General features: G+C 70.1%; 24 protein-coding genes and 1 riboswitch. Of the genes, 14 read left to right on the top strand and 10 right to left on the bottom strand.

What is annotated here, in order from left to right; translation table 11 throughout:
• Positions 1 to 91: 91 nt before the first annotated feature.
• The 5 genes from J5X75_RS30195 to J5X75_RS30175 form a co-directional block, all read right to left on the bottom strand.
• Positions 92 to 943 (bottom strand): ISL3 family transposase, encoded by an 852-nt coding sequence (locus J5X75_RS30195; protein WP_208470926.1) that lies wholly within the window; start codon positions 941 to 943, stop codon positions 92 to 94.
• A gap of 416 nt (positions 944 to 1,359) precedes the next feature.
• Positions 1,360 to 1,821, bottom strand: a complete 462-nt coding sequence (locus J5X75_RS30190) for a GNAT family N-acetyltransferase (protein ID WP_208470925.1) — start codon at positions 1,819 to 1,821, stop codon at positions 1,360 to 1,362.
• Positions 1,818 to 2,360 (bottom strand): histidine phosphatase family protein, encoded by a 543-nt coding sequence (locus J5X75_RS30185; protein WP_208470924.1) that lies wholly within the window; start codon positions 2,358 to 2,360, stop codon positions 1,818 to 1,820. Before J5X75_RS30185 ends, J5X75_RS30190 begins: the two co-directional genes overlap by 4 nt.
• On the bottom strand, positions 2,357 to 3,079 hold the full coding sequence (locus J5X75_RS30180) for a CbtA family protein (RefSeq protein ID WP_208470923.1): 723 nt from the start codon (positions 3,077 to 3,079) through the stop codon (positions 2,357 to 2,359). The genes J5X75_RS30185 and J5X75_RS30180 overlap by 4 nt, the downstream gene beginning before the upstream one ends.
• Complete coding sequence (locus J5X75_RS30175; protein ID WP_208470922.1) at positions 3,070 to 3,264, bottom strand: CbtB domain-containing protein; 195 nt, start codon at positions 3,262 to 3,264, stop codon at positions 3,070 to 3,072. Before J5X75_RS30175 ends, J5X75_RS30180 begins: the two co-directional genes overlap by 10 nt.
• A gap of 8 nt (positions 3,265 to 3,272) precedes the next feature.
• A riboswitch (adenosylcobalamin (AdoCbl) riboswitch) is annotated at positions 3,273 to 3,423 on the bottom strand.
• Positions 3,424 to 3,501: 78 nt separating this feature from the next.
• On the opposite strand from J5X75_RS30175, the gene J5X75_RS30170 reads away from it, so the two are divergent.
• The 4 genes from J5X75_RS30170 (at position 3,502) to J5X75_RS30155 (ending at position 6,700) form a co-directional block, all read left to right on the top strand.
• On the top strand, positions 3,502 to 4,671 hold the full coding sequence (locus J5X75_RS30170) for a S8 family serine peptidase (RefSeq protein ID WP_307798351.1): 1,170 nt from the start codon (positions 3,502 to 3,504) through the stop codon (positions 4,669 to 4,671).
• Positions 4,668 to 5,159, top strand: a complete 492-nt coding sequence (locus J5X75_RS30165; protein ID WP_208470921.1) for a suppressor of fused domain protein — start codon at positions 4,668 to 4,670, stop codon at positions 5,157 to 5,159. The genes J5X75_RS30170 and J5X75_RS30165 overlap by 4 nt, the downstream gene beginning before the upstream one ends.
• Positions 5,160 to 5,225: 66 nt before the next feature.
• Positions 5,226 to 5,795 (top strand): TIGR03086 family metal-binding protein, encoded by a 570-nt coding sequence (locus J5X75_RS30160; RefSeq protein WP_208470920.1) that lies wholly within the window; start codon positions 5,226 to 5,228, stop codon positions 5,793 to 5,795.
• A 98-nt stretch (positions 5,796 to 5,893) separates the two neighbouring features.
• Complete coding sequence (locus J5X75_RS30155) at positions 5,894 to 6,700, top strand: hypothetical protein (protein WP_208470919.1); 807 nt, start codon at positions 5,894 to 5,896, stop codon at positions 6,698 to 6,700.
• A gap of 24 nt (positions 6,701 to 6,724) precedes the next feature.
• Here J5X75_RS30155 and J5X75_RS30150 read toward each other — a convergent pair whose 3' ends face one another.
• Complete coding sequence (locus J5X75_RS30150) at positions 6,725 to 7,873, bottom strand: epoxide hydrolase family protein (protein WP_238489881.1); 1,149 nt, start codon at positions 7,871 to 7,873, stop codon at positions 6,725 to 6,727.
• Between the two features lie 56 nt (positions 7,874 to 7,929).
• The gene (locus tag J5X75_RS30145) at positions 7,930 to 8,481 is read right to left on the bottom strand and encodes a TetR/AcrR family transcriptional regulator (protein ID WP_208470918.1); all 552 of its coding nucleotides are present in this window, start codon (positions 8,479 to 8,481) and stop codon (positions 7,930 to 7,932) included.
• A 274-nt stretch (positions 8,482 to 8,755) separates the two neighbouring features.
• Here J5X75_RS30145 and J5X75_RS30140 point away from each other — a divergent pair, with 274 nt between their 5' ends.
• Positions 8,756 to 10,261 carry an MDR family MFS transporter gene (locus J5X75_RS30140; RefSeq protein WP_238490045.1) on the top strand — a complete coding sequence of 502 codons (1,506 nt, stop codon included), beginning with the start codon at positions 8,756 to 8,758 and terminating at the stop codon, positions 10,259 to 10,261.
• Between the two features lie 84 nt (positions 10,262 to 10,345).
• Positions 10,346 to 10,942 (top strand): HEAT repeat domain-containing protein, encoded by a 597-nt coding sequence (locus J5X75_RS44755; protein WP_208470916.1) that lies wholly within the window; start codon positions 10,346 to 10,348, stop codon positions 10,940 to 10,942.
• A gap of 6 nt (positions 10,943 to 10,948) precedes the next feature.
• On the opposite strand, the gene J5X75_RS30130 is transcribed toward J5X75_RS44755, so the two are convergent.
• Positions 10,949 to 11,803, bottom strand: a complete 855-nt coding sequence (locus J5X75_RS30130) for a Vgb family protein (protein ID WP_238489873.1) — start codon at positions 11,801 to 11,803, stop codon at positions 10,949 to 10,951.
• Between the two features lie 38 nt (positions 11,804 to 11,841).
• Between J5X75_RS30130 and J5X75_RS30125 the strand changes: the two genes are divergently transcribed.
• From J5X75_RS30125 to J5X75_RS30105, 5 genes are all read left to right on the top strand, one after another.
• On the top strand, positions 11,842 to 12,474 hold the full coding sequence (locus tag J5X75_RS30125; protein ID WP_208470914.1) for a TetR/AcrR family transcriptional regulator: 633 nt from the start codon (positions 11,842 to 11,844) through the stop codon (positions 12,472 to 12,474).
• Positions 12,446 to 13,072, top strand: a complete 627-nt coding sequence (locus tag J5X75_RS30120; RefSeq protein ID WP_208470913.1) for a maleylpyruvate isomerase family mycothiol-dependent enzyme — start codon at positions 12,446 to 12,448, stop codon at positions 13,070 to 13,072. The genes J5X75_RS30125 and J5X75_RS30120 overlap by 29 nt, the downstream gene beginning before the upstream one ends.
• Before the next feature lie 209 nt (positions 13,073 to 13,281).
• On the top strand, positions 13,282 to 15,702 hold the full coding sequence (locus J5X75_RS30115) for a beta-L-arabinofuranosidase domain-containing protein (RefSeq protein ID WP_208470912.1): 2,421 nt from the start codon (positions 13,282 to 13,284) through the stop codon (positions 15,700 to 15,702).
• Positions 15,703 to 15,767: 65 nt separating this feature from the next.
• Complete coding sequence (locus tag J5X75_RS30110) at positions 15,768 to 17,198, top strand: glycoside hydrolase family 43 protein (RefSeq protein WP_208470911.1); 1,431 nt, start codon at positions 15,768 to 15,770, stop codon at positions 17,196 to 17,198.
• An 11-nt stretch (positions 17,199 to 17,209) separates the two neighbouring features.
• A complete protein-coding gene (locus J5X75_RS30105; RefSeq protein WP_238489871.1) occupies positions 17,210 to 20,626 on the top strand; it encodes a discoidin domain-containing protein in 3,417 nt (1,138 codons plus the stop codon).
• 94 nt (positions 20,627 to 20,720) lie between these two features.
• Here J5X75_RS30105 and J5X75_RS30100 read toward each other — a convergent pair whose 3' ends face one another.
• A complete protein-coding gene (locus J5X75_RS30100; RefSeq protein WP_307798347.1) occupies positions 20,721 to 21,122 on the bottom strand; it encodes a RidA family protein in 402 nt (133 codons plus the stop codon).
• 89 nt (positions 21,123 to 21,211) lie between these two features.
• Between J5X75_RS30100 and J5X75_RS30095 the strand changes: the two genes are divergently transcribed.
• The 3 genes from J5X75_RS30095 to J5X75_RS30085 all read left to right on the top strand — a co-directional run bounded on the left by J5X75_RS30095 (position 21,212) and on the right by J5X75_RS30085 (position 23,525).
• A complete protein-coding gene (locus J5X75_RS30095; RefSeq protein ID WP_208470910.1) occupies positions 21,212 to 22,174 on the top strand; it encodes a helix-turn-helix transcriptional regulator in 963 nt (320 codons plus the stop codon).
• A gap of 131 nt (positions 22,175 to 22,305) precedes the next feature.
• A complete protein-coding gene (locus J5X75_RS30090) occupies positions 22,306 to 22,944 on the top strand; it encodes a hypothetical protein (protein ID WP_208470909.1) in 639 nt (212 codons plus the stop codon).
• A 152-nt stretch (positions 22,945 to 23,096) separates the two neighbouring features.
• Entirely contained in the window at positions 23,097 to 23,525 is a 429-nt protein-coding gene (locus tag J5X75_RS30085; protein ID WP_208470908.1) for a DNA-binding protein, read from the top strand.
• Between the two features lie 53 nt (positions 23,526 to 23,578).
• Here the strand turns inward: J5X75_RS30085 and J5X75_RS30080 are convergent, their stop codons facing one another.
• Positions 23,579 to 23,908, bottom strand: a complete 330-nt coding sequence (locus J5X75_RS30080) for a nucleoside triphosphate pyrophosphohydrolase family protein (protein WP_208470907.1) — start codon at positions 23,906 to 23,908, stop codon at positions 23,579 to 23,581.
• Between the last annotated feature and the right edge of the window lie 40 nt (positions 23,909 to 23,948).

Genomic DNA, 23,948 nt, shown 5'->3' with positions numbered 1-23,948 from the left:
ACCGATCTATCGACGGCCGGGCAGTGAGTCGCACGGACGCCCTGCAGGGCCGCGACCTGCCCGTTCGGCCTGCGGACCGGTGGGGCGCGCGTCAGCCGCGTCGGGCCCGTCGCAGCGCCCACTGATCGTGGACCAGCTTGTGGTGCTCGCGGCGGCGTTGCGCCATCGCCCCAGCCGGCTCCGGCGTCTCAGTGACCGCCTCCGGCTGGTGCACGGCCTGCACGGCGGCGGGTTCCTGCAGGCAGGCCTTGTGCCGGGCGACGCAGCGTTCCACCGCAGTGGCCAGGTTCGCCCACAGATGGAACCGGTCAGCGACCTGCACAGCGTCGGGTGCACTGGCGCGGGCGGCTTCGGCGTAGGCGCTGGCCCGGTCTCGGCAGATCACCTGCGGTGTCGCGTGCGCGGCGAGCCAGCCGGCCAGCGGTGCGGCATCGCGGCCGACGAGCAAGTCGATGACCTGCCCGGTCTCGCAGTCGATCAGCACGGTGCCGTAGTGGTGGCCTCGTCTGATCGCGAAGTCGTCGACCCCCAGCACCGCCACGGGACGCTGCGGCGGGTCCGGCAGGGCTCGTACCAGCCGGAGCAGGCTGCTGCGGCTGGTAAGCACGCCCAGCACGGCGGCAAGACGTGTTCCGGCCCGGCCGGCAAGGGCCAGGCCGATCGCGGTCAGCATCTGCCGCAGCCCGTCGGTGCTGCGCAACCGCCGCCGGGTCAACCCGTCGACCTGCTCGACGAACGTCCGGACCACGCAGGAGGTGTTTGCGCAGATGAAGCGGCGGACCCGCAGCAGAATCCGGGCCGGCTGCCCGGCGACTGGGGTGTCCGTCAACTGGCGCAGGTAGCGGCCGTGCACCCGCCCTGTCGCAGTGCCGCAGGTCGGACAAACCGCCGTGCGGTCGCGGACGCTGGCCCACAGCTGCAAGCCGGCGTTCGACCGTTCCACCTTCTCGATGCGGAGGCCGTCAAGATGGGGCAGGACCTGCTGGATCGATGCATCGCACAGTGACCCAACGATTCATCAGCAAGCTTCGATCACACTTCGCGAGACAGAACCCCGTTCTGGCGGACGTAATCAGCTCCGCCGCCTTCGTCGCCGAATTGGGTCGCCCGCCGATGCGGGTTCTGCATTCGATGAAACCCGCCCTGGTGGAGGTAGAGGGACAGGCATTCAGCTCAGGCGGTCGTGTTCGTCGATGGTTCACACCGTTGTTGCGGTGTTCTCGCCCGGGGTGGGGGGTGAGGGTGACCGGGGGCGCAAAGCCCGGATGGTGCGTCGCGGGCGTGCGTGGGCAGCGTGGTCGCGTGGTGCTGCGGGAGGTGTGGTTCGGCGGGGGCGGGGTGGTGCGTACCGGAAAGGGTTCAGAGGGTGAGGTGCATGTGGGTGCTGTGGGGGTCGGGCTGGTAGTCGGCGAAGGGTGGGCAGGTGTGGAAGCCGAAGCGCTGGTAGAGGGCGCGGGCGGGGGCGAAGTAGTCGGCGGTGCCGGTTTCCAGGTAGAGGTCGGTGTAGTGGCGGTGGCGGGCTTGGGTGATGAGGTGGTGCAGGAGGGTGGTGGCGACGCCGCGGCGTTGGGCGGTGGTGGCGGTGCGCATGGATTTGATTTCGGCGGTGGTGGGGTCGAGGTGTTTGAGGGCGGCGCAGCCGACGAGTTGGTGGTCGTCGTGGGCGGTCCAGAGGGTGATGTCGGGTTGGCGCAGGCCGTTGAGGTCGAGGGCGTGTTTGCTGTCGGGTGGGCTGATGGCGCGCATGTCGTCGACGTGTTGTTGCAGGAGGGCGGCGATGTCGGGGCCGGTGAGGTCGTCGATGGTGATGCGCAGGGTCATGGTGCGGATTGTGGCAGGTGCAGGTGCCAGCCGTCGGGGTGGCGGGTGAGGCGGGTGACGGCGAGTGGGGCGACGTCGAGGCGGCGGATGGCGGTGGCGGGCAGGTCGAGGGCGGCGGTCAGGAGGGCGCGGACGACGAGGTGATGGGCGACGGCGGTGAGGGAGGGTTGTCGCTGGTGGTGGAGCCAGGTGGTGGCGCGGGCGAGGAGTTGGGTGTGGGATTCGCCGCCGTGGGGTGCCGCGTCGGGGTCGGTGAGCCAGGTGTGCAGGTCGGTGGGGTTGATCTGGTCGAGGGTGTGGCCGGTCCAGGTGCCGTGGTCGGGGTCGGCGAGTGCCGGGTCGATGGTGGGGGTGGCGCCGAGGAGTGTCGCGGTTTCGCGGGCGGCGTGGGAGGGGGCGGTGAGCCAGGGGCCGCGGGTGGGGATGCGCAGGGTGCGGGCGGTGTTGCGGCCGGCTTCGTCGAGGTGGTCGTCGCCGCCGAACACGGCCCGGCGCAGGGCGCGGGTGTGTCCGGCGGCGATGAGCCGTAGCCCGGTCACGGAACAGTGGCGGGGGTTTCGGTGCGGTGGGTGAGGCGGGCGAGCAGGCCTGCGAATCCGAGTCCGAGGGCGGTCCAGAGGATGGTCTGGGTGCCGAGTGAGGAGATGCGGAAGTCCCACAGCAGGGTGGCGGGGAAGTCGTCGGGCACCTCGTGGAAGGTGGGCAGGAGGGTGTAGGCGATGGTGACGACTACCAGGAAGGCGGCCGCGGCGGCGGTGGCGCGGGCCCAGGGGTGGGTTTGGGTGCGGGCGGCGAGGGCGGCGGCCCAGACGGCGACCAGGCCGAGGGCGACCGCGGCGAGGTAGGCGGCGGTGCGCTGGTCGATGGTGGCGGGGTCGCCGACGGCCGGTGGGTTGGGTGGGTATTTGAGGTAGGGCACCAGGACGATGCCGGTGAGGGCCGCTGCGGCGAGGCTGAGGGCGGCGGTGGTGTCGCTGCCGGTGTGCAGGCGGCGGCGCAGGACGGTGTAGGCGGTGGCGAGGATGCCGCCGAGTGCCACGCCGTAGAGGCCGGTGGCCAGGAACAGGCCGGGCCCGGACTGGACGTCGCGGGAGACGATCGCGTCGCCGGCGGGTGCGCCGGCTTCTTCGATGGCGATGGCCGCGTTGATGTGCGGTTCGCCGGCGAGGTGGGCGAACGTTCCGGCGAGCAGTCCGGCGACGAGTCCGGCGAGTAGGCCCCTGAGCAGCAGTTGCGGGTAGCTGGGGGTCAGTGGCACGGAACACCGAGCAGGTGGCGGCCGTCGTGCATGAGTTCGTGCAGGTACGTGCCGGATTGGGAGAGGGCGCCCTGGTCGAAGGCGACGAGGTAGGCCAGCAGCAGCATGATGCCGGTGACGCCGGCGGCGGTGGCCAGCAGGCGGGTGGAGATGGTGGGGGTGGTGAGCGCTTGTGCCTTGGGCATGGCGGGATCAACCTCCTACGGGATGACGCGTCCCGATCGATGGGGCCTGCGGCGCGTGAGCGTCCTGACTCACCGGCCCCGGGGGGCTGGTTCACAGTGGCGCGACCGCACCGGATTTTCACCGGATTTCCCTCAGCGCACCGCAGATTGGGTTTTCAACCTATCGGCCGGGGTGGGCTCGGCACAACCGGCGGCCGGTAGCATCCACGCCGGTCTACGGGGTCGGGGGTGTGTGTGGTGGTGCGGTGGCTGGTGGCGGTGGTGGCCGGGCTGGTGGCGGTGGTGGCGGTGCCGGTTCCGCAGCGGGCGTGGGCGGCGCCGTGCCTGGGTGCGAAGCCGGTGGTGTCGGCGGTGCCGGCGGAGTTGAAGGCGTACGCGCCGGCGCGGTTGGCGGGGTTGGCGACCGGGGCCGGGGTGCGGGTGGCGGTGGTGGATTCCGGGGTCGACGTACGGCATCCGCAGCTCAGGGGTCATGTGGCGGCGGGCCGGGATTTTCTGCGTAACGAGTTCGCGGGCCGGCGCGACTGTGTGGGGCACGGCACCGGGGTGGCGGGGATCATCGCGGCGGGCGCGGATGCGGGTAGTGGGGTGCAGGGTTTGGCGCCGGGGGCGACGATCGTGCCGGTGCGGGTCAGTGAGCAGCAGGACATCGACGAGACGGCCGCGACGAGTTCGGGTGGGAGTGCGCAGACGTTCGCGGAGGGAATCCGGTGGGCGGCGGGTCCGGGCCGCGCCCAGGTGATCAACATTTCGCTGGTGATGCCGCAGGAGAGCACGGCGGTGCGGTTGGCGATCGCGGATGCGGTGGCGGCCGGGGTGATCGTGGTGGCGGCGGCCGGTAACGACGGCCCGGAGGCGGGGGTGGTGTATCCGGCGGCGTTTCCGGGGGTGATCGGGGTCGGCGCGGTCGGCGCGGACGGGTTGCGGGCGTCGTATTCGCAGGTCGGTGCGCATGTGGATGTGGTGGCGTTCGGGGATCGGGTGACGGTGGCGTCGCCGGTGGCCGGTCATCAGGTGGTGCAGGGGACGAGTTTCGCGGCGCCGTTCGTGACGGCGACGGTGGCGCTGCTGAAGCAGCGTTTTCCGCGGGAGAGTGCGGAGCAGATAACCCGGCGGTTGTTGCGGTCGGTGGATCCGGCGCCGGGTGGTGCGCGCAGTGACGAGTACGGGTACGGGCTGCTGAATCCGTATCGGGCGTTGACGGAGGAGGCGGGTCCGGTGGTGGCCGCGGCGCCGGTGTCGCATGCGGCGCCGCGGCGGGTGTCGGATGCGTCGGAGTGGGTGCGGGCGGGCTGGTTCGCGGCTGGTGGCGCCGGGTTGGCGGTGCTGGCGGGTGTGGTCGCGGTGGTGGTGGGCCGGGGTCGGCGTCGCGGTTGGCGGGCCGGTCATGATCGAATGCCGGGATGATGTGGGACGCGGTCACCGAGGCGTTGGGCGGGCTGTATCCGGAGGTGCAGCCGTGGCATGTGACGTATCCGGTGGAGGGTTGCCGGTTGCGGGCGGCGTCGGCGTATCCGGCGGCCGGGCATTGGCATCTGGTCTCCTACGGGCTGGGTGAGCGCTGGGGTTTCGAGTTGACGTTGCGGGTGGCCCGCGGTGCGCAGGAGGTGCAGCCGCCACAGTGGCCGTTCGTGTTGCTGGATCGGGTGGCGGCGTATGTGGCGTCGCTGGACGGTCCGGTGGAGGACGGTCAGTGGATCAACTGGGGTGGTCCGGTGACGGGTTTTCCGCACACCGACGGCCCGGACACCGGGTTGACGGTGCTGATTCTGGCCGAGGATCCGCAGTTGGGTGGCCGGTTCCTGCAGTTGGTGGGGGTGACGGCGGACGAGGCTGACGGGCGGGTGGAGGTCGCCGAGGATCCGTTGATGGTCACCGACCCGGGCCGGGCGTGAGGCGTTCACCCGTCCGGGTGGCGCCGGGTGCTGGCTGCGGGCGGCCGGGGTTTCTAGGCTGGGTGGATGTCTACCGAGATCAGTGATCTGCTGGGGCGTGCCGTGCCGGTGGTTTCGGCCCTGGTGGCGGGGGTGCGTGACGAGCAGCTCGGGCATGCCACGCCGTGTGCCGAGTTCAAGGTTCGTGACCTGCTGAATCATCTGTTTCAGGTGGTCCGTAACTTTCAGCTGGTGGCGGCGCGGGCGGAGGTCGACTGGAGTGTCACTCCGGACAGTGTGACCGGCCGGTGGCGTGACGATTTCGCGGTCGAGGCCGGCGCGATGGTGGCGGCGTGGTCGGATCCGCGGGTGCTGGACGGGGTGTCGCCGGGCATGGGTCTGCCGCAGCGGACGCTCGGTTTGATGATGGTGGTGGACCTGGTGGTGCACGGCTGGGATCTGGCGCATGCCACGGGGCAGCCCTACGAGGTGGATCCGGCGTTGTTGCCGCCGACGGCGGAGTTCCTGGATTCGATGGGGGAGATGGGCCGGCAGATGGGTGCGTTCGGGCCGGCGGTGAGCGTCGGTGCGGAGGCGGACCGGTTCGGGCAGTTGCTGGCGTTGACCGGCCGTGACCCGTCGTGGCGGGCCGGTTAGCCGGTTCCCACCCTGAGCGGTCCGGGTCACGGCCGTCCGTTTTCCTTCGGGTACGGGTACGCGCGCCGGGTGTGCGCGGGTCGGGCAGAATGCCGGTCATGCGTCGTATCGTCGTCGGTCTCTGTCTGCTTGCCGTGGTCGCCGGTTGCGCCCGGCCGGGGGCCGGTCCCGGGCAGGAGCCGTCGGCCACGCCCGCGCAGTGGAGCACTCATGCGGCGACGGTGACCGGGGTGAGCGCGGGCCCCGGTGACCGGACGGTGACGGTGCGGGTGGCGGCGCTGGCCGGGCCGGACGGGTGTTCCCGAAACGTGCGGGTGGCCGACACGCAGGAGGAGAACGGAACGGTCTTCGTGTCCGTGACCGAGGAGTCGAGGCTGTCGTCGGTGCACGGCGCGTGTCCCGGCAGCACCCCGGTGACGGTGACGGTGACGTCGGCGGCCCCGTTCGCCGGCCGGATCGTGACGGTCAACCAGCAGCCGTGGAGCCTGCGCGGCGGCGTGTACACGCGTTGCGATGCCGAGCTCGGCTGCAACCCGCCGGCCGATCACTGCGACGCGACGTGGACGCGGGCGGCGGTGCGCGGCCTGGACGTGTCGCGTCATTCCGCGGGCACCGTCGAGTCGTGTGACAGCCGTTGGCTGGTCATGACCGTTCCGGACGATCCGGCCGCGTGCGGCGCCGAGGTACGGCCGGGCTGCGAGGTGAACACCGCGGTCCGCCGCTACTTCCTGCGGCAGACCGGGTCGGGCTGGTCGCTGGTGGCGCGTACGGAGGCGGCGGGCTGTGCCGCGATCCGCAAGGCCGACGCGTCGTTTCCGCGGGCGCGGTGCGCGGATCTGCCGGCGCCGGGGCGTTTCGTGACGTCGGCGCCGCCGCTGCCGTCGGACGCCCGGCCCGGCGGCTGACACCGCCGGGCCGGGCAGCCGGCCTTACCGTCGTTTCCGGAAGAACGTGCGGATGTCGTCGACCAGCGGGCCGGGTGTTTCCATGGCGAGGAAGTGCCCGCCGGTGCCGAGTTCGGTCCAGTGCACGATGTGGTGGTCGCGTTCGGCCCACGGCCGGATCGTGGTGTCCTGTGCGGACACCAGGACTCCGGTGGGCACGGTCCCGGGCCGGTGGGCGGTCGCGCTGGTGGCGGAGAACTCCTCGAAGTAGATCTGGGCGGCGGAGGCGGCGGTGCCGGTCAGCCAGTAGATCGACACGCCGGTGAGGATGCGGTCGAGGTCGATGCTGTCCTCCGGCAGCCCGTCGACCGGATCGGTGTGCTCCTTGAAGATCTCCATGAGCCAGGCGAGCTGGCCGGCGGGGGAGTCGGTCAGGGCGTACCCGACGGTTTGCGGCCGTTTGCTGTTGCACCGCAGATAGGCGTCGTTGTAGTCGAGCATGCGCTGCCAGCGTTGCCGGTCGGCGCCGGTGAGGGCGTCGATCTCCCCGTCGGCTCCGGACGGGACGGTGACCAGCGCGGTGAGGTGGACGCCGCTGACGTGGTGCGGGTCCTGCTCACCGACTTTCGGGGCGATCCACGCGCCCCAGTCGTAGCCGTGTACGCCGTAGCGGTCGTAGCCGAGCCGGGCCATCAGGGTCGCGAGGATGCCGGCGATGCGGTCCGCGTTCATGCCGGGCCCGGCCAGGGGGGTGGAGAACCCGAATCCCGGTAGTGACGGGATGACCAGGTGGAAGGCGTCGGCGGGGTCGCCGCCGTGGCCGCGGGGATCGGACAGCGGCCCGATGACGTCGAGGAAGTCGGCGACCGTGCCGGGCCAGCCGTGCAGCAGCAGCAGGGGTGTGGCGTGCGGCTCGGGGGAGGGCACGTGCAGCAGGTGCACGTTCTGGTCGTCGATGGTGGTCAGGTGCTGGGGGTGGCGGTTGAGGGCCGCCTCGTGGGTGCGCCAGTCGTAGCCGGTGCGCCAGTGGTCGGCGACCTGCCGCAGGTAGCCGGCGGGAACGCCGCGGCTCCAGCCGACGCCGGGCAGATCCTGCGGCCAGCGGGTGGCGGCCAGCCGGCTGTTCAGGTCGTCGAGCTGCGACGGGGGGATGTCGATACGGAACGGGCGCAGGCCCGGTCGGCTGTCGGTCATGCCGGTCACGCTAGGGACCGGTCAGGTCACTTCCCGGCCTCAATCGCCGGTGGTGGTCAGCGGGTGAGCCGGTGGGCGATGTCGTGGACGGCGGCGGTGATCTGTTCGTCGGTGGCGCCGAGCCCCTGTGCGGCGAACACGGTGGTGTTGATGCTGAGCAGCGCGACCCGGATCCGCAGGGCCTCTTCGGTGGTGGCGTCCGGGCCGGTGACGATGTCGAACAGGGTGCGCAGCCGTTCGAACATGTTCTCCTTGCCGGGATGCAGATCTCGGACGACGTGCTGGTTGGCCAGGGCGAACTGCATGGTCTGGCGGCCGTGTTCCAGGCTCAGGCGCAGCATGCGGTCGATGACCTCGGTGCGCAGGTCCGGGCCGGGGGGCTGTTTCGTGGCCCAGGCGACCAGGTCGTCGAGGGCCGCGAGGTGTTCGCCGAACAGGGACCGGACGATGTCTTCCTTGCTGTGGAAGTGGTAGTAGAGGGCGGCTTTGGTGACGCCGAGGCGTTCGGCGATCTCGCGTAGTGAGGTGGCCTCGTAGCCGCGCTGGGTGAACAGTTCCAGCGCCACCCGCCGGATGTCGGCCTTGGTGTCACTCTGCCGTCTCGACACGCCTGCTCCCTGTGCCCGTTTGGGTTCGCCGGCCGTACCTGCCGGGTTGTTCTCAGCATAGTTGCTAACTTGCCGACCGGTAAGCTACAACTTACCGGTCGGCAAGTAAATGCGGGTGATCGCCCGTACGCCCATCAGATCGCCGCACCACACCGCGATCGTCGAAGGAGAAGGCAAGCACGTGACGTCCATTCCAGCGGACACCGCACCGACGGCACCACCGAGGTTCAGCCACCGCGAGATCCTGGCGACCACGGCCGGGCTGGCCATCGCGATGCTGCTCGCCATGCTCGACAACATGATCGTGGCGCCCGCCCTGCCCACGATCCTCGGCGACCTCGGCGGCCTCAACCACCTGGCCTGGGTGACCACCGGCTACATCCTCGCGTCGACCGTGGCCACCCCGATCTGGGGCAAACTCGGTGACCTGCTCGGGCGCCGCATCACCTTCATCTCGTCCATCGCGATCTTCCTGGCCGGCTCCGTGCTGTGCGGCATGTCGCAGAACATGGCCGAACTCGTCGGCTTCCGCGCCCTGCAGGGCCTCGGCGCCGGCGGCCTCATGGTCGGCGTCATGGCCGTGCTCGCCGAGATCGTGCCGCCCCGCGAACGCGGCAAGTACCAGGGCGTGATGATGGCGGTCATGCCGGCCGCCATGATCGGTGGCCCGCTGGTCGGCGGCTTCATCACCGACCACCTCGACTGGCGCTGGGCCTTCTACGTCAACCTGCCGCTCGGCGTGATCGCCCTGACCGTCTCCTGGTTCACCCTGGCCAAGCTGCCCCGCGGCACCGGCAAGGCACGCATCGACTGGACCGGCTCGGCGCTGCTCACCACGTGGATCACCGCGCTGGTGCTGATCACGAGCTGGGGCGGCACCGAGTACGACTGGATCTCCCCGCAGATCCTGGGCCTGGCCGCGCTGACCGTGGCGGCGTTCCTCGCGTTCGTGGTCGTCGAGCGCCGCGCCGCCGAGCCGATCATGCCGCTGACGGTGTTCCGCGACCGCAACTTCACCCTCGCCGGCACGCTCAGCTTCATCGTCGGTTTCGCGATGTTCGGCGGCATCACCTTCCTGCCGCAGTACCAGCAGTTCGTCCAGGGATCCTCGGCCACCAACAGCGGCCTGCTGCTGATGCCGATGATGATCGCCTCGATGGTGACCTCGCTGGCCGGCGGGCAGCTGATCAGCAAGACCGGCCGCTACCGGGCCCTGCCGATCGCCGGCACCGTCCTCATGGCCGCCGGGCTCGCCCTGTTCGCCACCATGGGCACCGACACCTCCAAGACGGCCACCGCCCTCTACATGGTCGTGCTCGGCCTCGGCATGGGCTGCCTCATGCAGACCACCATGCTCATCGCCCAGAACAGCGCCCCGCTGCGTGACATCGGCGCGGCCACCGGAGCGGCCACCTTCCTGCGCAACATGGGCGGCTCCCTGGGCGTGTCCATCCTCGGCTCCATCTACGCGCACACCCTGACCGCGTCCATCACCTCCAACGCCGGCCCGGCCGCGGCCGGCGACGCGGCGAGCTCGACGGCGCGGATGACGCCGGAGCTGCTGCGCAGCCTGCCCGAGGCCGCCCGGCACCTGTTTCAGCAGGGCGTCACCGACGGCGTCGGCGCCGTCTTCACCTGGGCCGCGATCGTGGCCGCCGCCGGGCTCCTGGCCGCGCTGGCCATCCGGCACGTCCCGCTGCGTGGCTTCACCGCCGCCAAGGACCAGCCGCAGGACGCCGGCGACACGGCCACCGAGGCGAAGGCCACGGCCACGGTCTGACGGCCGCCGCTGACCCACCACACCGGTAGCCCCGGACCGGTCCACCGCGACCGGCCCGGGGCTACCGGTGTAGCGTGCGGCGGCGTGGAGCGCAGTTTCGGGGAGCTGCTGCGGGCGCTGCGGGAGGCGGTGCGCCGCGGCCACGACATCACCGCCATCGAGGACGACCTCGACCATCTCGCCGAGTTCGAGCCGGAGGCCAGCCGGGTGCAGGCGCTCGCCTACACCGGTGACGAGAGCGGGCGGTTGTGGGGGCTCGGGAAGATCGGCGACCCGCGGGATCTGGAGGTGTTCGTCGCGGCGCTCGATGATCCGGCATTGCGGATGACGGCGTTCGAAGGGCTCGGCCAGCAGCCGGACCGGGTACGGGTGGATGCGGTGGTCCGGCCCTACCTGCACGACGGCGACCCGCGGACCCGGGCGCGGGCGGTGGGCCTGGTGTCGTGGTGCCGGCAGCCGGGGGCACTACAGGCGCTCACACCGTTGGCCGGGGACGAGAACGCGGGCGTGCGGCGGTCGCTCGGCATCTGTCTGGAACGCCTCGGTGCAGAGGCGGAACCGCTGCTGCTGGTGCTGATGGAGGATCCGGATCCGGGTGTGCGCGCCAGCGCGTCGCTGGGGATGCGGCGGCTGCGGGCCGGCCGTGGCCGGGGGCCTGCTCAGCCGGACACCCGGCAGTAGAGGTCGTCAGGTGGTGGGGGAGCGGACGAGAGCGCCGATCTCCAGGGCGGTCCAGACGGCGTTGTCGGGGCCGGTCGTGAGGCCGTGGGGTTCGCTGTCGGGCAGGGGCAGGTCGTGGCCTTCGACGCGGCCGTCCACGGTGATCGTGGTGAGGCGGTTGCCGGCCCATTCGGTGCACCAGAGGCGGCCGTCGGGGCCGGTGGTGATGGCGTGCGGGCGGCCGGCGCGGTCGGGCAGCGGGAATTCGGTGATCGTGCCGTCGGTGGTGATCCGGCCGATCTGGCCGGCGAGGATCTCGGTGAACCAGAGGGCGCCGTCGGGTCCGGGGGTGATGCCGACCGGGCCGGCCTGCGCGGTGGGCAGATCGAAATCGGTCACCTGGCCGGTGGTGGTGATGCGGCTGACGGTGTTGGCCTGGTTGCGGGTGTACCAGAGGGCGCCGTCGGGGCCGGTGGTGATCGCTGACGGGAATCCGCCGGCCGCCGGGAATTCGGTGATGTCGCCCGTGGTGGTGATGCGGGCGATCCGGCCGGCGGTGGACTGGGTGAACCAGAGGGCGCCGTCCGGGCCGGTGGTGATGCCGTACGGGCCGGACTCCGGGGTGGGCGGGCTGAACAGGGCGAGGTCGCCGGTGGTGGTGAGCCGGCCGATGTGGTGCGAGCGGCTGGTGAACCAGAGGGCGCCGTCCGGGCCGGCCGCGATGATCATCGGGCCGGAGGCGGGTGCGGTGTCGTAGGTCTGTGGTCGTCCGCCGGGTTTCAGCCGGGCCACCTGATCGCTGTGGACGAGGGTGAACCACAGGGCGCGGTCGGGGCCGGTGGTGATCGCATACGGACCGGGTGAGGTGGTGACCATATCCATACCTCTAACGCTACACATGTTGCGTTAGAGTGGGAAGGGTGAACCGACCGACCCGCCGCCCCGGCGGCCGCAGCGCCGACGTCCGCCGCCGGGTCCTGGACGCGGTCGTCGCCCAGCTCGTCGACCACGGCTACGACGCGTTGAGCATCGACACGGTCGCCGCCGGCTGCGGCGTGCACCGCACCACCGTCTACCGACGCTGGCGTGACGTCGGCGGGCTGCTCGCCGACGTGCTGGCCGAGGCGGCCGCCGACGACTGGCGGCCGCCGGACACCGGCACCCTCGACGGCGATCTGGCCGCGCTGAACCGGGAGGTGTTCGCCGCGCTCACCGGCGATCCACCGATCACCACGGCGCTGATCGCGGCGTCGTTCCGGTCCACGCGGGCCGCCGAGGCGCTGCGGGCGTTCTGGGCGGACCGCTACGACCGGTGTGCGGTGATCGTGGCGCGGGCGGCCGGCCGGTCCGAGATCCCGGCCGGCACCGACGCCCGGCGGCTGCTGGTCGCCGCGACCGCCCCGCTCTATCACGAGCTGGTGCTGCTGCGAGCCGGCCCGGACGCGGGCCTGGCCGACCGGACGGCCGCCGACACGGCCGTCGCGGCGCGGGCCGGCGCGTTCGCCGCGACGGTAGTGTCGCCGGATGAGCATCACGGGGATGATCGCCGATGAACGCCGCAGCCTGGCCGACCTCACCGACACGCTGACCGCCGGGCAGCTGCGCACGCCGAGCCTGTGTTCGGCGTGGACGGTCAAGGAGGTGGTCGGGCATCTGGTCGCCGTGGTCGCCACCGGCAACGGCGCCGCGCTGACCATGCTGGTGCGCAGCGGGTTCAACGTACACAAGGCGAACGCGCGGCTGGCCGCGGCGACCGCCACCCGCCCGGCCCGGGAATTGGCGGCGATCCTGCGCGCGCACGCGGAGAACCCGTTCCGGCCGCCGATCGTCGGCTACCCGGGGGCGCTCACCGACCTGCAGATCCATCAGCAGGACATCCGGCGGCCGCTGGGCCTGACCGGTGAATTACGGCCGGAGCGGCTGCGGATCTCCCTCGATTTCCTGGTCGGTGGGCGGGCGGTCGGGTTCACGCCCCGGCGGCGCCCGGCGGGGCTGCGGTTCGAGTGCACCGACCTGGTCTGGGCGTGGGGTGACGGGCCGGTCGTGCGCGGCCCCGGTGAGGCGGTGATGCTGGCGCTGGCCGGCCGGCGCTCGGCACTTGCGGACCTGGACGGTCCGGGTGTGGCCGTGCTGGAGCGCCGCCTGCCGTAGGGGCGGCTTCGACCACGTTCTATTTCGTCACGTGGTCGACATCTTGCCGAAAACCTTTTCGTAAGGCAGCGTGTGCCGCAGGCGCATCCCATCACGGGGGCGGATGGGCCGGGATCGCCCATGGGCTCCGCACGCTCACGAAACAGCGAACACCTGTGGGCGGGAACCCCGCTCATGCATCGAAGTCTGTCGATTGCAGAGGTGTTCTCATGCGTTTCAACCGTCGTACCGTACTGATCGCCTCGGCGGCCGGCGCCGCCGGCGCGATCCTGCCCGCTGGCACCGCCCGCGCCGCCCGGCCGGACATCGGCGTCTCGGCCTACGGCTTCCCCCTCACCGCCGTCCGCCTCGGCGCCGGCCCGTTCACCGACAACACCGCCCGCACCCACACCTACCTGCGGTTCCTCAACGCCGACCGGCTCCTGCACATGTTCCGGCTCACCGCCGGGCTCAGCTCGAGCGCCACCCCGTGCGGCGGCTGGGAGTCACCGTCGACCGAACTGCGCGGCCACTCCACCGGCCACGTGCTCACCGCCCTCGCCCAGGCCTACGCCGGCACCGGCGACACCACCCTGCAGGCCAAAGGCGACTACCTCGTCGCCCAGCTGGCGCTCTGCCAGCGGCCCAACGGCTACCTGTCGGCGTACCCGGAATCGTTCATCGACCGGGTCGAGACCGGCCAGCAGGTGTGGGCGCCCTACTACACCCTCCACAAGATCGTGCAAGGGCTGCTCGACTGGCACCAGCTCACCGGCAGCGCCCAGGCCCTGACCGTCCTGCAGCGCAAAGCCGCCTGGATCCAGGCCCGCAACAGCCGGCTCACCCTCGCCCAACGGCAGCAGATGCTGCGCGTCGAATTCGGCGGCATCGGCGAGACACTGTTCAACCTGTACCAGCTCAGCGGCGAGGCGGCCCACCTGACGACCGCCCAGTACTTCGACCACGCCCAGATCCTCGACCCGCTCGCCGCCGGCGTGGACGCGCTCGCCGGATTCCACGCCAACACCCAGATCCCCAAGGCGATCGCCGCTATCCGCGCCTACCACGCCACCGGCGACAGCCGCTACCGCGACATCGCCGTCAACTTCTGGAACTTCGTGGTACGCCAGCACTCGTACGCCATCGGCGGCAACTCCAACGGCGAGTACTTCCAGGCCCCGAACCGCATCGCCGCCGAACTGTCCGACTTGACCTGCGAATGCTGCAACACCTACAACATGCTGAAACTGACCCGGCAGCTGTTCTTCACCGACCCCGGCCGGGCCGCCGAACTCATGGACTTCTACGAGAAGGCGCTCTACAACCATCTGCTCGGCGCGCAGAACCCGAACTCGGCGCACGGCCACCACTGCTACTACGTGCCGCTGCGCGCCGGCGGGATCAAGACGTACAGCAACGACTACGACAACTTCACCTGCTGTCACGGCACCGGCATGGAGACCAATACCAAGTTCACCGACAGCATCTACTTCGTCAACAACACGATCCTGTACGTCAACCTGTTCATCTCGTCGACGTTGACGTGGCCCGGCCGTGGCATCACCGTCCAGCAGGACACCACCTACCCGGAGAGCCCCACCACCCGGCTCACCGTCACCGGCTCCGGCACGATCGACCTGCGCATCCGCATCCCCTCCTGGACCAGCGGCGCCCAGGTCCGGGTCAACGGCGTGCTCACCGGCACCCCCACCCCCGGCACCTACCTGTCGATCAACCGCACCTGGGCCGGCGGCGATGTCGTCGACGTCACGTGCCCGATGACCCTGACCCTGGAACCCACCCCCGACAACCCGTCGGTCCGCGCGGTCAGACACGGGCCGATCGTGCTCGCCGGACAGTTCGGCACCAGCAACCTCACCGCCCTGCCCACCCTGTCCGGCACCCCGCAGCCGACCGGAACACCCCTGGAGTACACGGCCGGATCCGTGCTGCTGCGACCGTTCTACAAGACCCACGGCCAGCGCTACTCCGTCTACTGGAACGTCACCGGCAGCACCCCGCGCGAAGCCCGCTACCCGTTCGACGAGGCCTCCGGCACGACGGTGGCCGACGCCACCGGCAACGGCTGGACCGGAACCCTGCTCGGCGGCGTCACCCGCACCACCGGGCGCAGCGGCAACGCCGTACTGCTCGGCGGCACCGGCGGGCACGTCAGCCTGCCCGCCGGCATCGTCGCCGGCGTCACCGCCTACACCATCGCCACCTGGGTCCGCATCGACACGGCCGCCACCTGGACCCGGATCTTCGACTTCGGCACCGGCACCGGCGCCTACCTGTTCCTCACCCCGCGCAGCAGCGCCGGAACCGCCCGGTACGCCATCACCAGCAGCGGCTCCGGCGGCGAACAGCGCATCAACGCGCCCGCCGCCCTGCCCACCGGCACGTGGACCCACGTCGCCGTCACCCACACCGGCAACCTCGGCATCCTCTACGTCAACGGCACCGAAGTGGCCCGCAACAGCGCGCTGACGGTACGGCCGTCCGCGCTGCCGTCCACCACCCAGAACTGGATCGGCCGCTCCCAGTACGCGAGCGATCCGTACCTGACCGCCGCCGTCGACAGCTTCCGGATCCACAGCCGGGCGCTGACCGCGGCCGAGATCGCCCAACTGCACGCCACCGGCCAGTGAACCGCCGCCCGGCCCCCTACCTCCCCGCTCCCCGTTGCAAGGCTCGTCCAGAAAGGCAGAGTCCGATGTCCAGAAGAAGATGGCCGGCGGCAGGATGTGCGCTGGTCACCGCCGTCGCGGCGATAGCCGTAGCCACCCCGGCACAGGCCGCCAACCCGATCATCACCAGCATCTACACCGCCGACCCGGCGCCCCTGGTCGTCGGCGACACCATGTACATCTACGCCGGCCGCGACGAGGCACCCACCGGCGCCACCAACTTCCAGATGCGCGAATGGCACGTGCTGTCGTCGACCGACGCGGCCACCTGGACCCACCACGGCGCGAAGGCCACCATCGCCACCTTCGGCTGGGCCGGCGCCGACGCGTGGGCCAGCGAAGTGGAACCCCGCAACGGCAAGTACTACTGGTACACGTCGGTCAACGGCAACGGCGCCGGCTGGATGAACATCGGCGTGGCCGTCGGCGACAGCCCGCTCGGGCCGTTCACCGACGCCAAAGGCGGGCCGCTGATCAGCGACAGCACCGCCAACTCCTCCGGCCTCAACATCGACCCGACCGTGTTCGTCGACGACGACGGGCAGGCCTACATGTACTGGGGCGGCTACTGGGCGCCGCGCGCCGTCCGGCTGGCCAGCAACATGATCGACACGGTGGGGTCGGTGGTCACCCCGACCGGGCTGACCAACTACTGGGAAGCGCCGTGGATGTTCAAACGTAACGGCCTCTACTACATGATGTACGCCGCCAACGACACCAACGGCTGCGTCACCAACTCCAACTACGCCTGCCAGCGGTACGCGACCGCGACCAACCCGATGGGCCCGTGGACACACCGCGGCATCGTCCTCGGGCAGGTGTCGTCGACCACCAACCACGCCGGGATCGTCGAGTTCAACGGGCAGTGGTACATCGTCTACCACAACGCCAACGCGCCCGGCGGCGGCAACTTCCGCAGGTCGGTGGCGGTCGACCGGCTGTACTTCAACGCTGACGGCACGATCCAGCAGGTCGTGCAGACGACCAGCGGGCCGCCGCCCAACCCCGGCGGCGGGGGAGGCAGCGGCACCAACCTCGGGCCGTCGGCGACCGCGTCCACGTCGTACGTGTCGGCGTGGGAGAACCTGTCGGCGATCAACAACGGCGGAACGCCGGCCAACTCGCAGGACCGGTCGAATCTGGCCTACGGCAACTGGCCGCAACAGGGCACCCAGTGGATCGAATACCAGTGGCCGGCCGCCAAGTCGATCAACAAGAGTTCGGTGTACTGGTTCGACGACAACCAGGGCATCGACCTGCCCGCATCCTGTCAACTGCAGTACTGGAACGGCAGTCAATATGTAGCCGTCACCGGCCAGTCGACATGTGGCGCCGCCGGCAATGTGGAGAACGTCGTCACGTTCAATCCGGTCAACACGACACGGTTGCGGCTGCAGATCACGTCACGGAGCGGCTACTCGACCGGCGTGCTCGAGTGGAAGGCGTTCCAGTCATGAGCGGCCCCTTCATGAGACGACCTGACCGGGCCGGCTCCGCCCCGGCCGGAGCGCGGCCGTCGCTGTGGCAACGGTCGACGCGACGACGCGACGTCACCGGGACGCGTCCCCTCGGGCGGCGCCACACCACCACGCCCGGCGGGAGCGGGGCGCGTGCGGTCGTGCGCAAGCTCCGCGCGTACACCTCGATTCTGGTTCTGATCGTGGCGTCGCTGGCGGTGAGCCCGCAGCCGGCGCACGCGGCGCAACCCATCGGATTGCCCACCTTCGGCAACGCCGGCTCGATCCCGGCGCCGCCGGTCGGCTACTCCACCGGCGACACCATGCGCGCCATCTACGACGCCGAGGCCGCCGGCACCGACTTCTGGATGGACCGGCTGCTGGCCCGCACCGGCAACGACCCGGCCGGCACCTGGCTGATGAGCCGCGGCCGCGCCGCGTTCATGTACACGCACAACCCGGCGGTGATCGGTTTCGGCGGCAACGCCGCCTACTGGGACAACATCTCCAGCCAGAACGCCTACGCCATCACCGCGTCGACCGGCACGTTCACCGAACAGGTCGCCCAACGCCGGCAGACACCCAGCCACTGGCGCAGCGTGCACACCAACGGCAGCCTGCGCCTGGAGGTCACCAAGTTCATCACGCACAACAACGTGCTGATCACCAACGTCGCCGTCGTCAACACCGGCAGCGGGTCGTCGACATTGACGCTGACCGCCACCTCGCCGTACGCGACCACCGTCAGCGGCAGCGAACTCACCGGCACCCGCGCGGTCAAGAACAACCTGACCACCCTGTACCCGCGGTTCTCCGGTGACGGGTTCACCCCCTCCGGCGGCAACCTCACCCGGTCGATCACGGTCGGCGCCGGGCAGACCGTCACCGCCAAGGTGCAACTCGGCCTGGTCGCCACCGAGATCCCCGCGTCCCGGACCGAATACGACGCCTACCGGGCCCGCAGCGCCGCCGACGCGTTCGCCACCCACGTCCGCGACTACAACCGGTGGTGGGCCGACAACGTGCCCTACATCGACGTCCCGGACGCCGCGATCAAGAAGAACATCTACTACCGGTGGTGGCTGATGCGGTTCAACCACCTCGACGCCGACATCCCCGGCCAGGACTTCCAGTTCCCACAGTCGATCGAGGGCGTCACCGGCTACAACAACGCGATCGCCCTCACCCAGCCGATGCACATCGACGACCTGAAATACCTGCGGAGCCCGGAATACTCCTACGGCCCCTACCTGGCGGTCGGCCAGTACTCGGCCAACGGCCGGTTCGTGGACAACCCCGGCGACCCGGAGAACTGGTCCAACTCGTACACCCAGTACATCGCCGAGGCCGCCTGGCGCGCCTACCAGATCCACGGCGGCCAGCCGGCCATGCTGACCAACTTCGCCCGCTACGCCGAAGGCGACGCGAAAGGCCAGCTCGCCACCTACGACACCAACAACAACGGCGTCATCGAGTACGACTGGGGCGCGATGACCGGCAACGACGCCGACGCCGTCAGTTTCCACTGGCGCGCCGGCAACCTGGACCGGGCCGAGACCGCCTACGTGTGGAGCGCCGCCAACGCCGCCCGCGACGCCTACACCCTGCTCGGCAACACGGCCAAGGCCACCGAGATGCAGACGCTCGCCGACCGGATCCGCAACGGTGTCGTCAACACGTTGTGGAATCCATCTCGTCAACTCCTGGAACACAAGCACGTGTCGACGAATACACATGTGCCGTGGAAGGAAATCAACAACTACTACCCGTACACGGTCGGGTTGATGCCGAACACGGCCCAGTACCGGGAGGCGCTGCGCCTGTTCGCCGACGCCGCCCAGTACCCGATCTTCCCGTTCTACACCGCCAACCAGGTCGACAAGGCCGCCGCCGCGGCCGCCGGCAACCCGGGCAGCAACAACTTCTCCACCATCAACTCCACCGTGCAGTTCCGGCTCTACTCGCAGGTGCTGCGCAACTACCCGAACACGTGGATGACCAGCGAGGACTACAAGAAGCTGCTCTACTGGAACGCCTGGGCGCAGTACGTCGGCGGCGACACCAACTGGCCGGACGCCAACGAGTTCTGGGCCGACTGGAACGGCAGCTCCATCACCTACCGGTCGTGGATCCACCACAACATCCTCGGCAGCAGCAACTGGACGATCATCGAAGACGTCGCCGGGCTCCGGCCGCGTAACGACAACCAGATCGCACTGTCGCCGATCAACATCGGCTGGAGCCACTTCGCGGTCAACAACCTGCGCTACCGCAACGCCAACCTGTCGATCGTCTGGGACGACCCGTCCGACGGCGTGACCCGCTACAACGGGGTTCCGCAGGGCTACTCCATCTACCTCGACGGCACCCGCGTCGCCACACTGAACCAGCTGGCGCCGTTCACCTACAACCCGGCCACCGGCGCGGTCACCACCACCGGCACGGTCGCGTTCAGCACCGCGTTCCCGGCCCTGCAAGCACCGCAGAACGTGGTGCAGAACAGCAGCCGGATGGTCGACGTCTTCGCCAAGGCCGGTGTCGACCTGACCTCCACCCGCCCGAATCTGGCCAGCGGCGCGACCGTGGCCGCCTCCTACACCACCTCCGGCACGTCGGCCGGCGCCGCCGTCGACGGCCTGCCCACCAACTCACCGCTGTGGGGCAGCTACGGCAGCACCAACGCCACCGACACCTACGACCTCACCTTCAGCAGTGAGCGCACCGTCAGCGAGGCCTGGATCCACTTCCGCAACGACCGGGCCGGCAACCGCTACCGGCCACCGACCGCCTACAACGTCCAGTACTGGAACGGCAGCGCCTGGGTGAACACCAGCTCCCAGGCCAAAACCCCGGCCGCACCGCAGGCCAACCTGAACAAGGTCACCTTCACCCCGGTCAACACCACCAGGCTGCGCCTGCAATTCACCCAACCCACCGGTACGCCGAAAACCGGCCTCACCGAAGTGAAGGTGTACGGGCAGGGCACCGTGCCGCCACCGAACCCCAACCTGGCGGCCTCGGCCACACCCAGCGCCTCCTACACCTCGGCGTGGGAGAGCGTCGCCGCCATCAACGACGGCGCCGAACCACCGTCGTCGAACGACACCGTCAACCCGCGCTGGGGAACCTGGCCCAACCAGGGCCAGCAGTGGGCCGAACTCACCTGGCCGACCGCACAGAACCTGCGATCGGCGCAGGTGTACTTCTTCGACGACAACCAGGGCATCGACCTGCCCGCCTCGTGGAAACTGCAGTACTACGACGGCAGCGCCTACGTCGACGTGCCGTCCGCCAGCGGCTACCCGATCGCCGCGAACCAGTACAACACCGTCACCTTCGGTCCGGTCAGCACCACCCGCCTGCGGGTGGCCCTGACCAGCGGCGCCGCCTCCGTCGGCCTGCTGGAGGTGAAAGCCTTCGCTCCCTGACGGGTCGTGCCGCCCGGGGCCGGTTCGGCTCCGGGCGGCACCTGCCCGGCTCCGGGCGGCCGGCGGACTCGGCGCCGGCTCCGGGCGACCCCGGCTACCCGACCGCCGTCGCCTCCAGCTCCACCAGCTGGCCGGGCAGCGCCAGACGCGTCACCTGCACCATCGTCGTGGCCGGCGCCACCCCGGCCGCCGCAAGCCGGGACGCCAGCACCCCGTAATGCGGGAACAACTCGTCAACATTGACGGTGTACACGTTGAGCCGTACGACATTCGTCAACGACATGGACGCCGCCGTCAACACGGCCTCGACGTTGTCCAGACACATCGCCAACTGCGCGGCCATGTCACCGTCATGCTGCGGCTTGCCGTCGGCGTCCATCGCCGTCTGACCCGAGCAATACAACGTCCGGGTCTGCCCGGACACCAGCTCACCCTGATGGAAACCCAACGCCACCGACCACGGCCACGGATTGACGGCCACTCGCTGCACTGCCACCTCAAGCTCCATTCCATTTCGTACGGGCAACGGCGAGCCTGCCCGCCAATCACGACACCTCCTGTCAGGTATTCCGGTACGGTTCGCGGATGCGCGCCGACCGGCTGGTCTCCCTCGTCCTGCTGCTGCGCCAGCGCGGCCGCCTGACCGCCGACACCCTGGCCCGCGAACTGGAGGTGTCCACCCGGACCGTGCTGCGCGACATCGAAGCCCTGTCCGCCGCCGGCGTCCCGGTCTACACCGAACGTGGCCGCCACGGCGGATTCGCGCTGCTGCCCGGCTTCCGCACCCCACTCACCGGCCTCAACCACGACGAAGCCCTCGCCCTGCTCACCGCCGGCACCGGGCTCGGCCTCGGCCCGGCCCTCGCCTCCGCGATGCGCAAAGTCGTCGACGCCCTCCCGGACAACCACCAGGCGCTGGCCGCCGACGCCACGCAGCGGTTGCTCGTCGAACCGGAAACCGACCTGCTGTCGCGCCGGCCCGTCACCGAACAGATCCCCGGCACCACCATGACCGAGGTACGCCGTGCCGTGCTCGCCGGGCGCCGGCTGCGCATCCACTACGCCGCCACCGGACAGCCCCCGGCGTGGCGCACCGTCGACCCGATCGGCCTGGTCACCGTCCGCGACCGTGGCTACCTGCTGGCCACCCGCAACGGCGCCGACCGCACCTACCGGCTGTCACGTGTTCTCGCCGCCGAGGAACTACCCGAACCGGCACAGCGCGACGACCGGGTCGACCTCGACCGGGCCTGGCGGGAACGGTCCGCCCGGTTCCTGTCCGACGACCACATCGCCGTACAGGTCCTGGTCGATCCGAATCGCCGCGACGACCTGCTGGCCACCGCGGTCGCCGTCCGCGCCGAAACCCCCGGCCCCGACGGCCGGCTCCGCCTCGAAGTCACCTACCAGGACCTACGTCACGCCGTGTGGGCACTGTGGCAACTCGGCACCGCCGCCGAAGCCCTCACCCCGCCGTCACTGCGCGCCGCCCTGCACGAACGGGCCACCGCGCTCGCCGTCCGCTACCAGGACGGCAACCCGCCGTGAGCTCTTCGCTGTGACACCACCCGGAAGGGAACGGGAACTCGTGAACGACTCTCTGCGCCGGACCGCGGCTGCGTTGTGACATCCGTGAGAAATTCTCTGCGCCGGGACCCGTCGCCGTCGATCATGAGCGGATGACGCGCGCCGAGAGCTACCTGCTGGCCGGATACGTGGCCGGCTTCCCCTGGGCGCCGCCGCCCGGACCGTACGGGATCGCCGCCCTCCCGCCTACCGTCGCCACCGTCAGCGAATGCCTCACCGACTTCCTCCCGTCCGGCCAAGACTTAGAACCGTGGCAGCAGCAGCTGTTCGAGCCGTGGCACCGGTCCCTGCGACAGGCGGCCGATGCCGCCCGGCGAGCACCCGCGGGCCAGCCCACCGTTCACGTGCTGAGCGTGAGCCTGACAGCGGCGACAGCCACCAGACTGACGGCCATGGTGCAGGACTGGATCGGTGACCCTCCGCGTCCCATCCTGGTGAACCTCGCACAGCCCACGGCCGCCGCACCCGGCACGATCCAGGGATTCGAGGTCCTCGGCTTCGAGGCCGGCAAGTTCCACAGCTGGCTCTGCTACCGGCTGGACACTCCGGCGCTCAGGGAACTCGGCATCCGGCCGGGAAACGCCGGCCTGCTGGCCACTGCCGACGAAGCACAACGCATCGCGGACATGGCCAACAACGACGGCGGCACCCCCGAAGAGATCACCTGGTTTCCGGTACGCATCACCGAACACGACATCCACAGCGCCGGCACCGTTGTCCCTGGGCAGTAATGCACGGCTCCCGGCACGTCCGGATGGTCAGCGCCCCGAGCCGGCGGGTCACCTTCCGTGACGCGCGGTCAGCGACAGATCAATAAGTAGGCGCCCGCCACATCTTCAACAGACTGTTGAAAAGCTTTCGTTGAGCTGTCATGCTTCACCGCATGTCCCACTTCTTCGCCCGGCCCGATTCCGCGACGCAACGCGCTGAGCGCGCCTATCAAGCTCTGACGCACCTCGTCGACCGGCACGCCGACAGTTCCGCCCGCCGATCACGACAGACTCACCCCTCCATGGCGGCTCCGCATGAAGTGGTCCGGCTCGTGGCCGGGCTGGCCGGCGGCTCGATCGTCCTTGAGCCGAACGAGCCAGACATCGACGAAAACGACCTTGTCGCGGCGCTGACCCTTCTACCCAGCGTTCGCGCCGACCTCGATTCGACCGAGCTGCATCTGCTCAAGATCGCCCGGAGCAAGGGGATGACCTGGCAGGACATAGCTTTCAGCTTGGGACTCAACACACCCCAGGCGGCCAAGCAAAGGTACGAGCGCTTGGAGACGCGATCCGACGTCATGACACATACCGACAGCTGATTCCCCTCAGCGGGGACCTGCTCGACGTCGTGGCCTGAACCCGTGCTCGGCGGTCAGCGGTCGTCGCCGCTGCCGCCGAGCACGCCACGGGTCTGGCGGCTGGCGAGTTTGGCCAGGTTGGCGGCGCCGATGTCGTTCAGGGAGAGATCCAGGTAGTCGGCGAGCACCGCCACATACCAGAGGACGTCACCGAGTTCCTTGGCGATATCGGCGCGGTCGATACGTGTCTCGTCACTGTCGAGGTCGCGTACCCATTTCTTGAACTTCTCGGCGACCTCGCCGGACTCACCGACCAGCCCGAGCACCAGATGCAGAAGCTCGTTCTTCTTGTCACGCGGGGCGGCGGTACGCAGTGCGCCGCGCTGATACTCGTCCAGGTTCACGGCGCACCAGTATGCCCAGCTTCCGGACCAGGGCTCTGAC

Origin of the sequence: Actinoplanes flavus (assembly GCF_017592555.1) — a bacterium.
In the GTDB taxonomy this organism is placed as follows: Bacteria; Actinomycetota; Actinomycetes; order Mycobacteriales; family Micromonosporaceae; genus Actinoplanes; species Actinoplanes flavus.
The sequence above is the reverse complement of the archived record's forward strand: the minus strand, read 5'-3'. Positions and strand labels throughout refer to the sequence as shown.

Excerpts from the sequence above, each read along its gene's own strand:
- J5X75_RS30110 (WP_208470911.1), top strand. The coding sequence starts at position 15,768 with ATGTCCAGAAGAAGATGGCCGGCGGCAGGATGTGCGCTGGTCACCGCC.
- J5X75_RS30130 (WP_238489873.1), bottom strand. The coding sequence starts at position 11,803 with ATGGATATGGTCACCACCTCACCCGGTCCGTATGCGATCACCACCGGC.
- J5X75_RS30165 (WP_208470921.1), top strand. The coding sequence starts at position 4,668 with ATGATGTGGGACGCGGTCACCGAGGCGTTGGGCGGGCTGTATCCGGAG.
- J5X75_RS30150 (WP_238489881.1), bottom strand. The coding sequence starts at position 7,873 with ATGACCGACAGCCGACCGGGCCTGCGCCCGTTCCGTATCGACATCCCC.
- J5X75_RS30160 (WP_208470920.1), top strand. The coding sequence starts at position 5,226 with ATGTCTACCGAGATCAGTGATCTGCTGGGGCGTGCCGTGCCGGTGGTT.
- J5X75_RS30140 (WP_238490045.1), top strand. The coding sequence starts at position 8,756 with ATGCTGCTCGCCATGCTCGACAACATGATCGTGGCGCCCGCCCTGCCC.
- J5X75_RS30090 (WP_208470909.1), top strand. The coding sequence starts at position 22,306 with ATGACGCGCGCCGAGAGCTACCTGCTGGCCGGATACGTGGCCGGCTTC.
- J5X75_RS30190 (WP_208470925.1), bottom strand. The coding sequence starts at position 1,821 with ATGACCCTGCGCATCACCATCGACGACCTCACCGGCCCCGACATCGCC.
- J5X75_RS30105 (WP_238489871.1), top strand. The coding sequence starts at position 17,210 with ATGAGACGACCTGACCGGGCCGGCTCCGCCCCGGCCGGAGCGCGGCCG.
- J5X75_RS30115 (WP_208470912.1), top strand. The coding sequence starts at position 13,282 with ATGCGTTTCAACCGTCGTACCGTACTGATCGCCTCGGCGGCCGGCGCC.
- J5X75_RS30175 (WP_208470922.1), bottom strand. The coding sequence starts at position 3,264 with ATGCCCAAGGCACAAGCGCTCACCACCCCCACCATCTCCACCCGCCTG.
- J5X75_RS30085 (WP_208470908.1), top strand. The coding sequence starts at position 23,097 with ATGTCCCACTTCTTCGCCCGGCCCGATTCCGCGACGCAACGCGCTGAG.
- J5X75_RS30155 (WP_208470919.1), top strand. The coding sequence starts at position 5,894 with ATGCGTCGTATCGTCGTCGGTCTCTGTCTGCTTGCCGTGGTCGCCGGT.
- J5X75_RS30095 (WP_208470910.1), top strand. The coding sequence starts at position 21,212 with ATGCGCGCCGACCGGCTGGTCTCCCTCGTCCTGCTGCTGCGCCAGCGC.
- J5X75_RS30120 (WP_208470913.1), top strand. The coding sequence starts at position 12,446 with ATGAGCATCACGGGGATGATCGCCGATGAACGCCGCAGCCTGGCCGAC.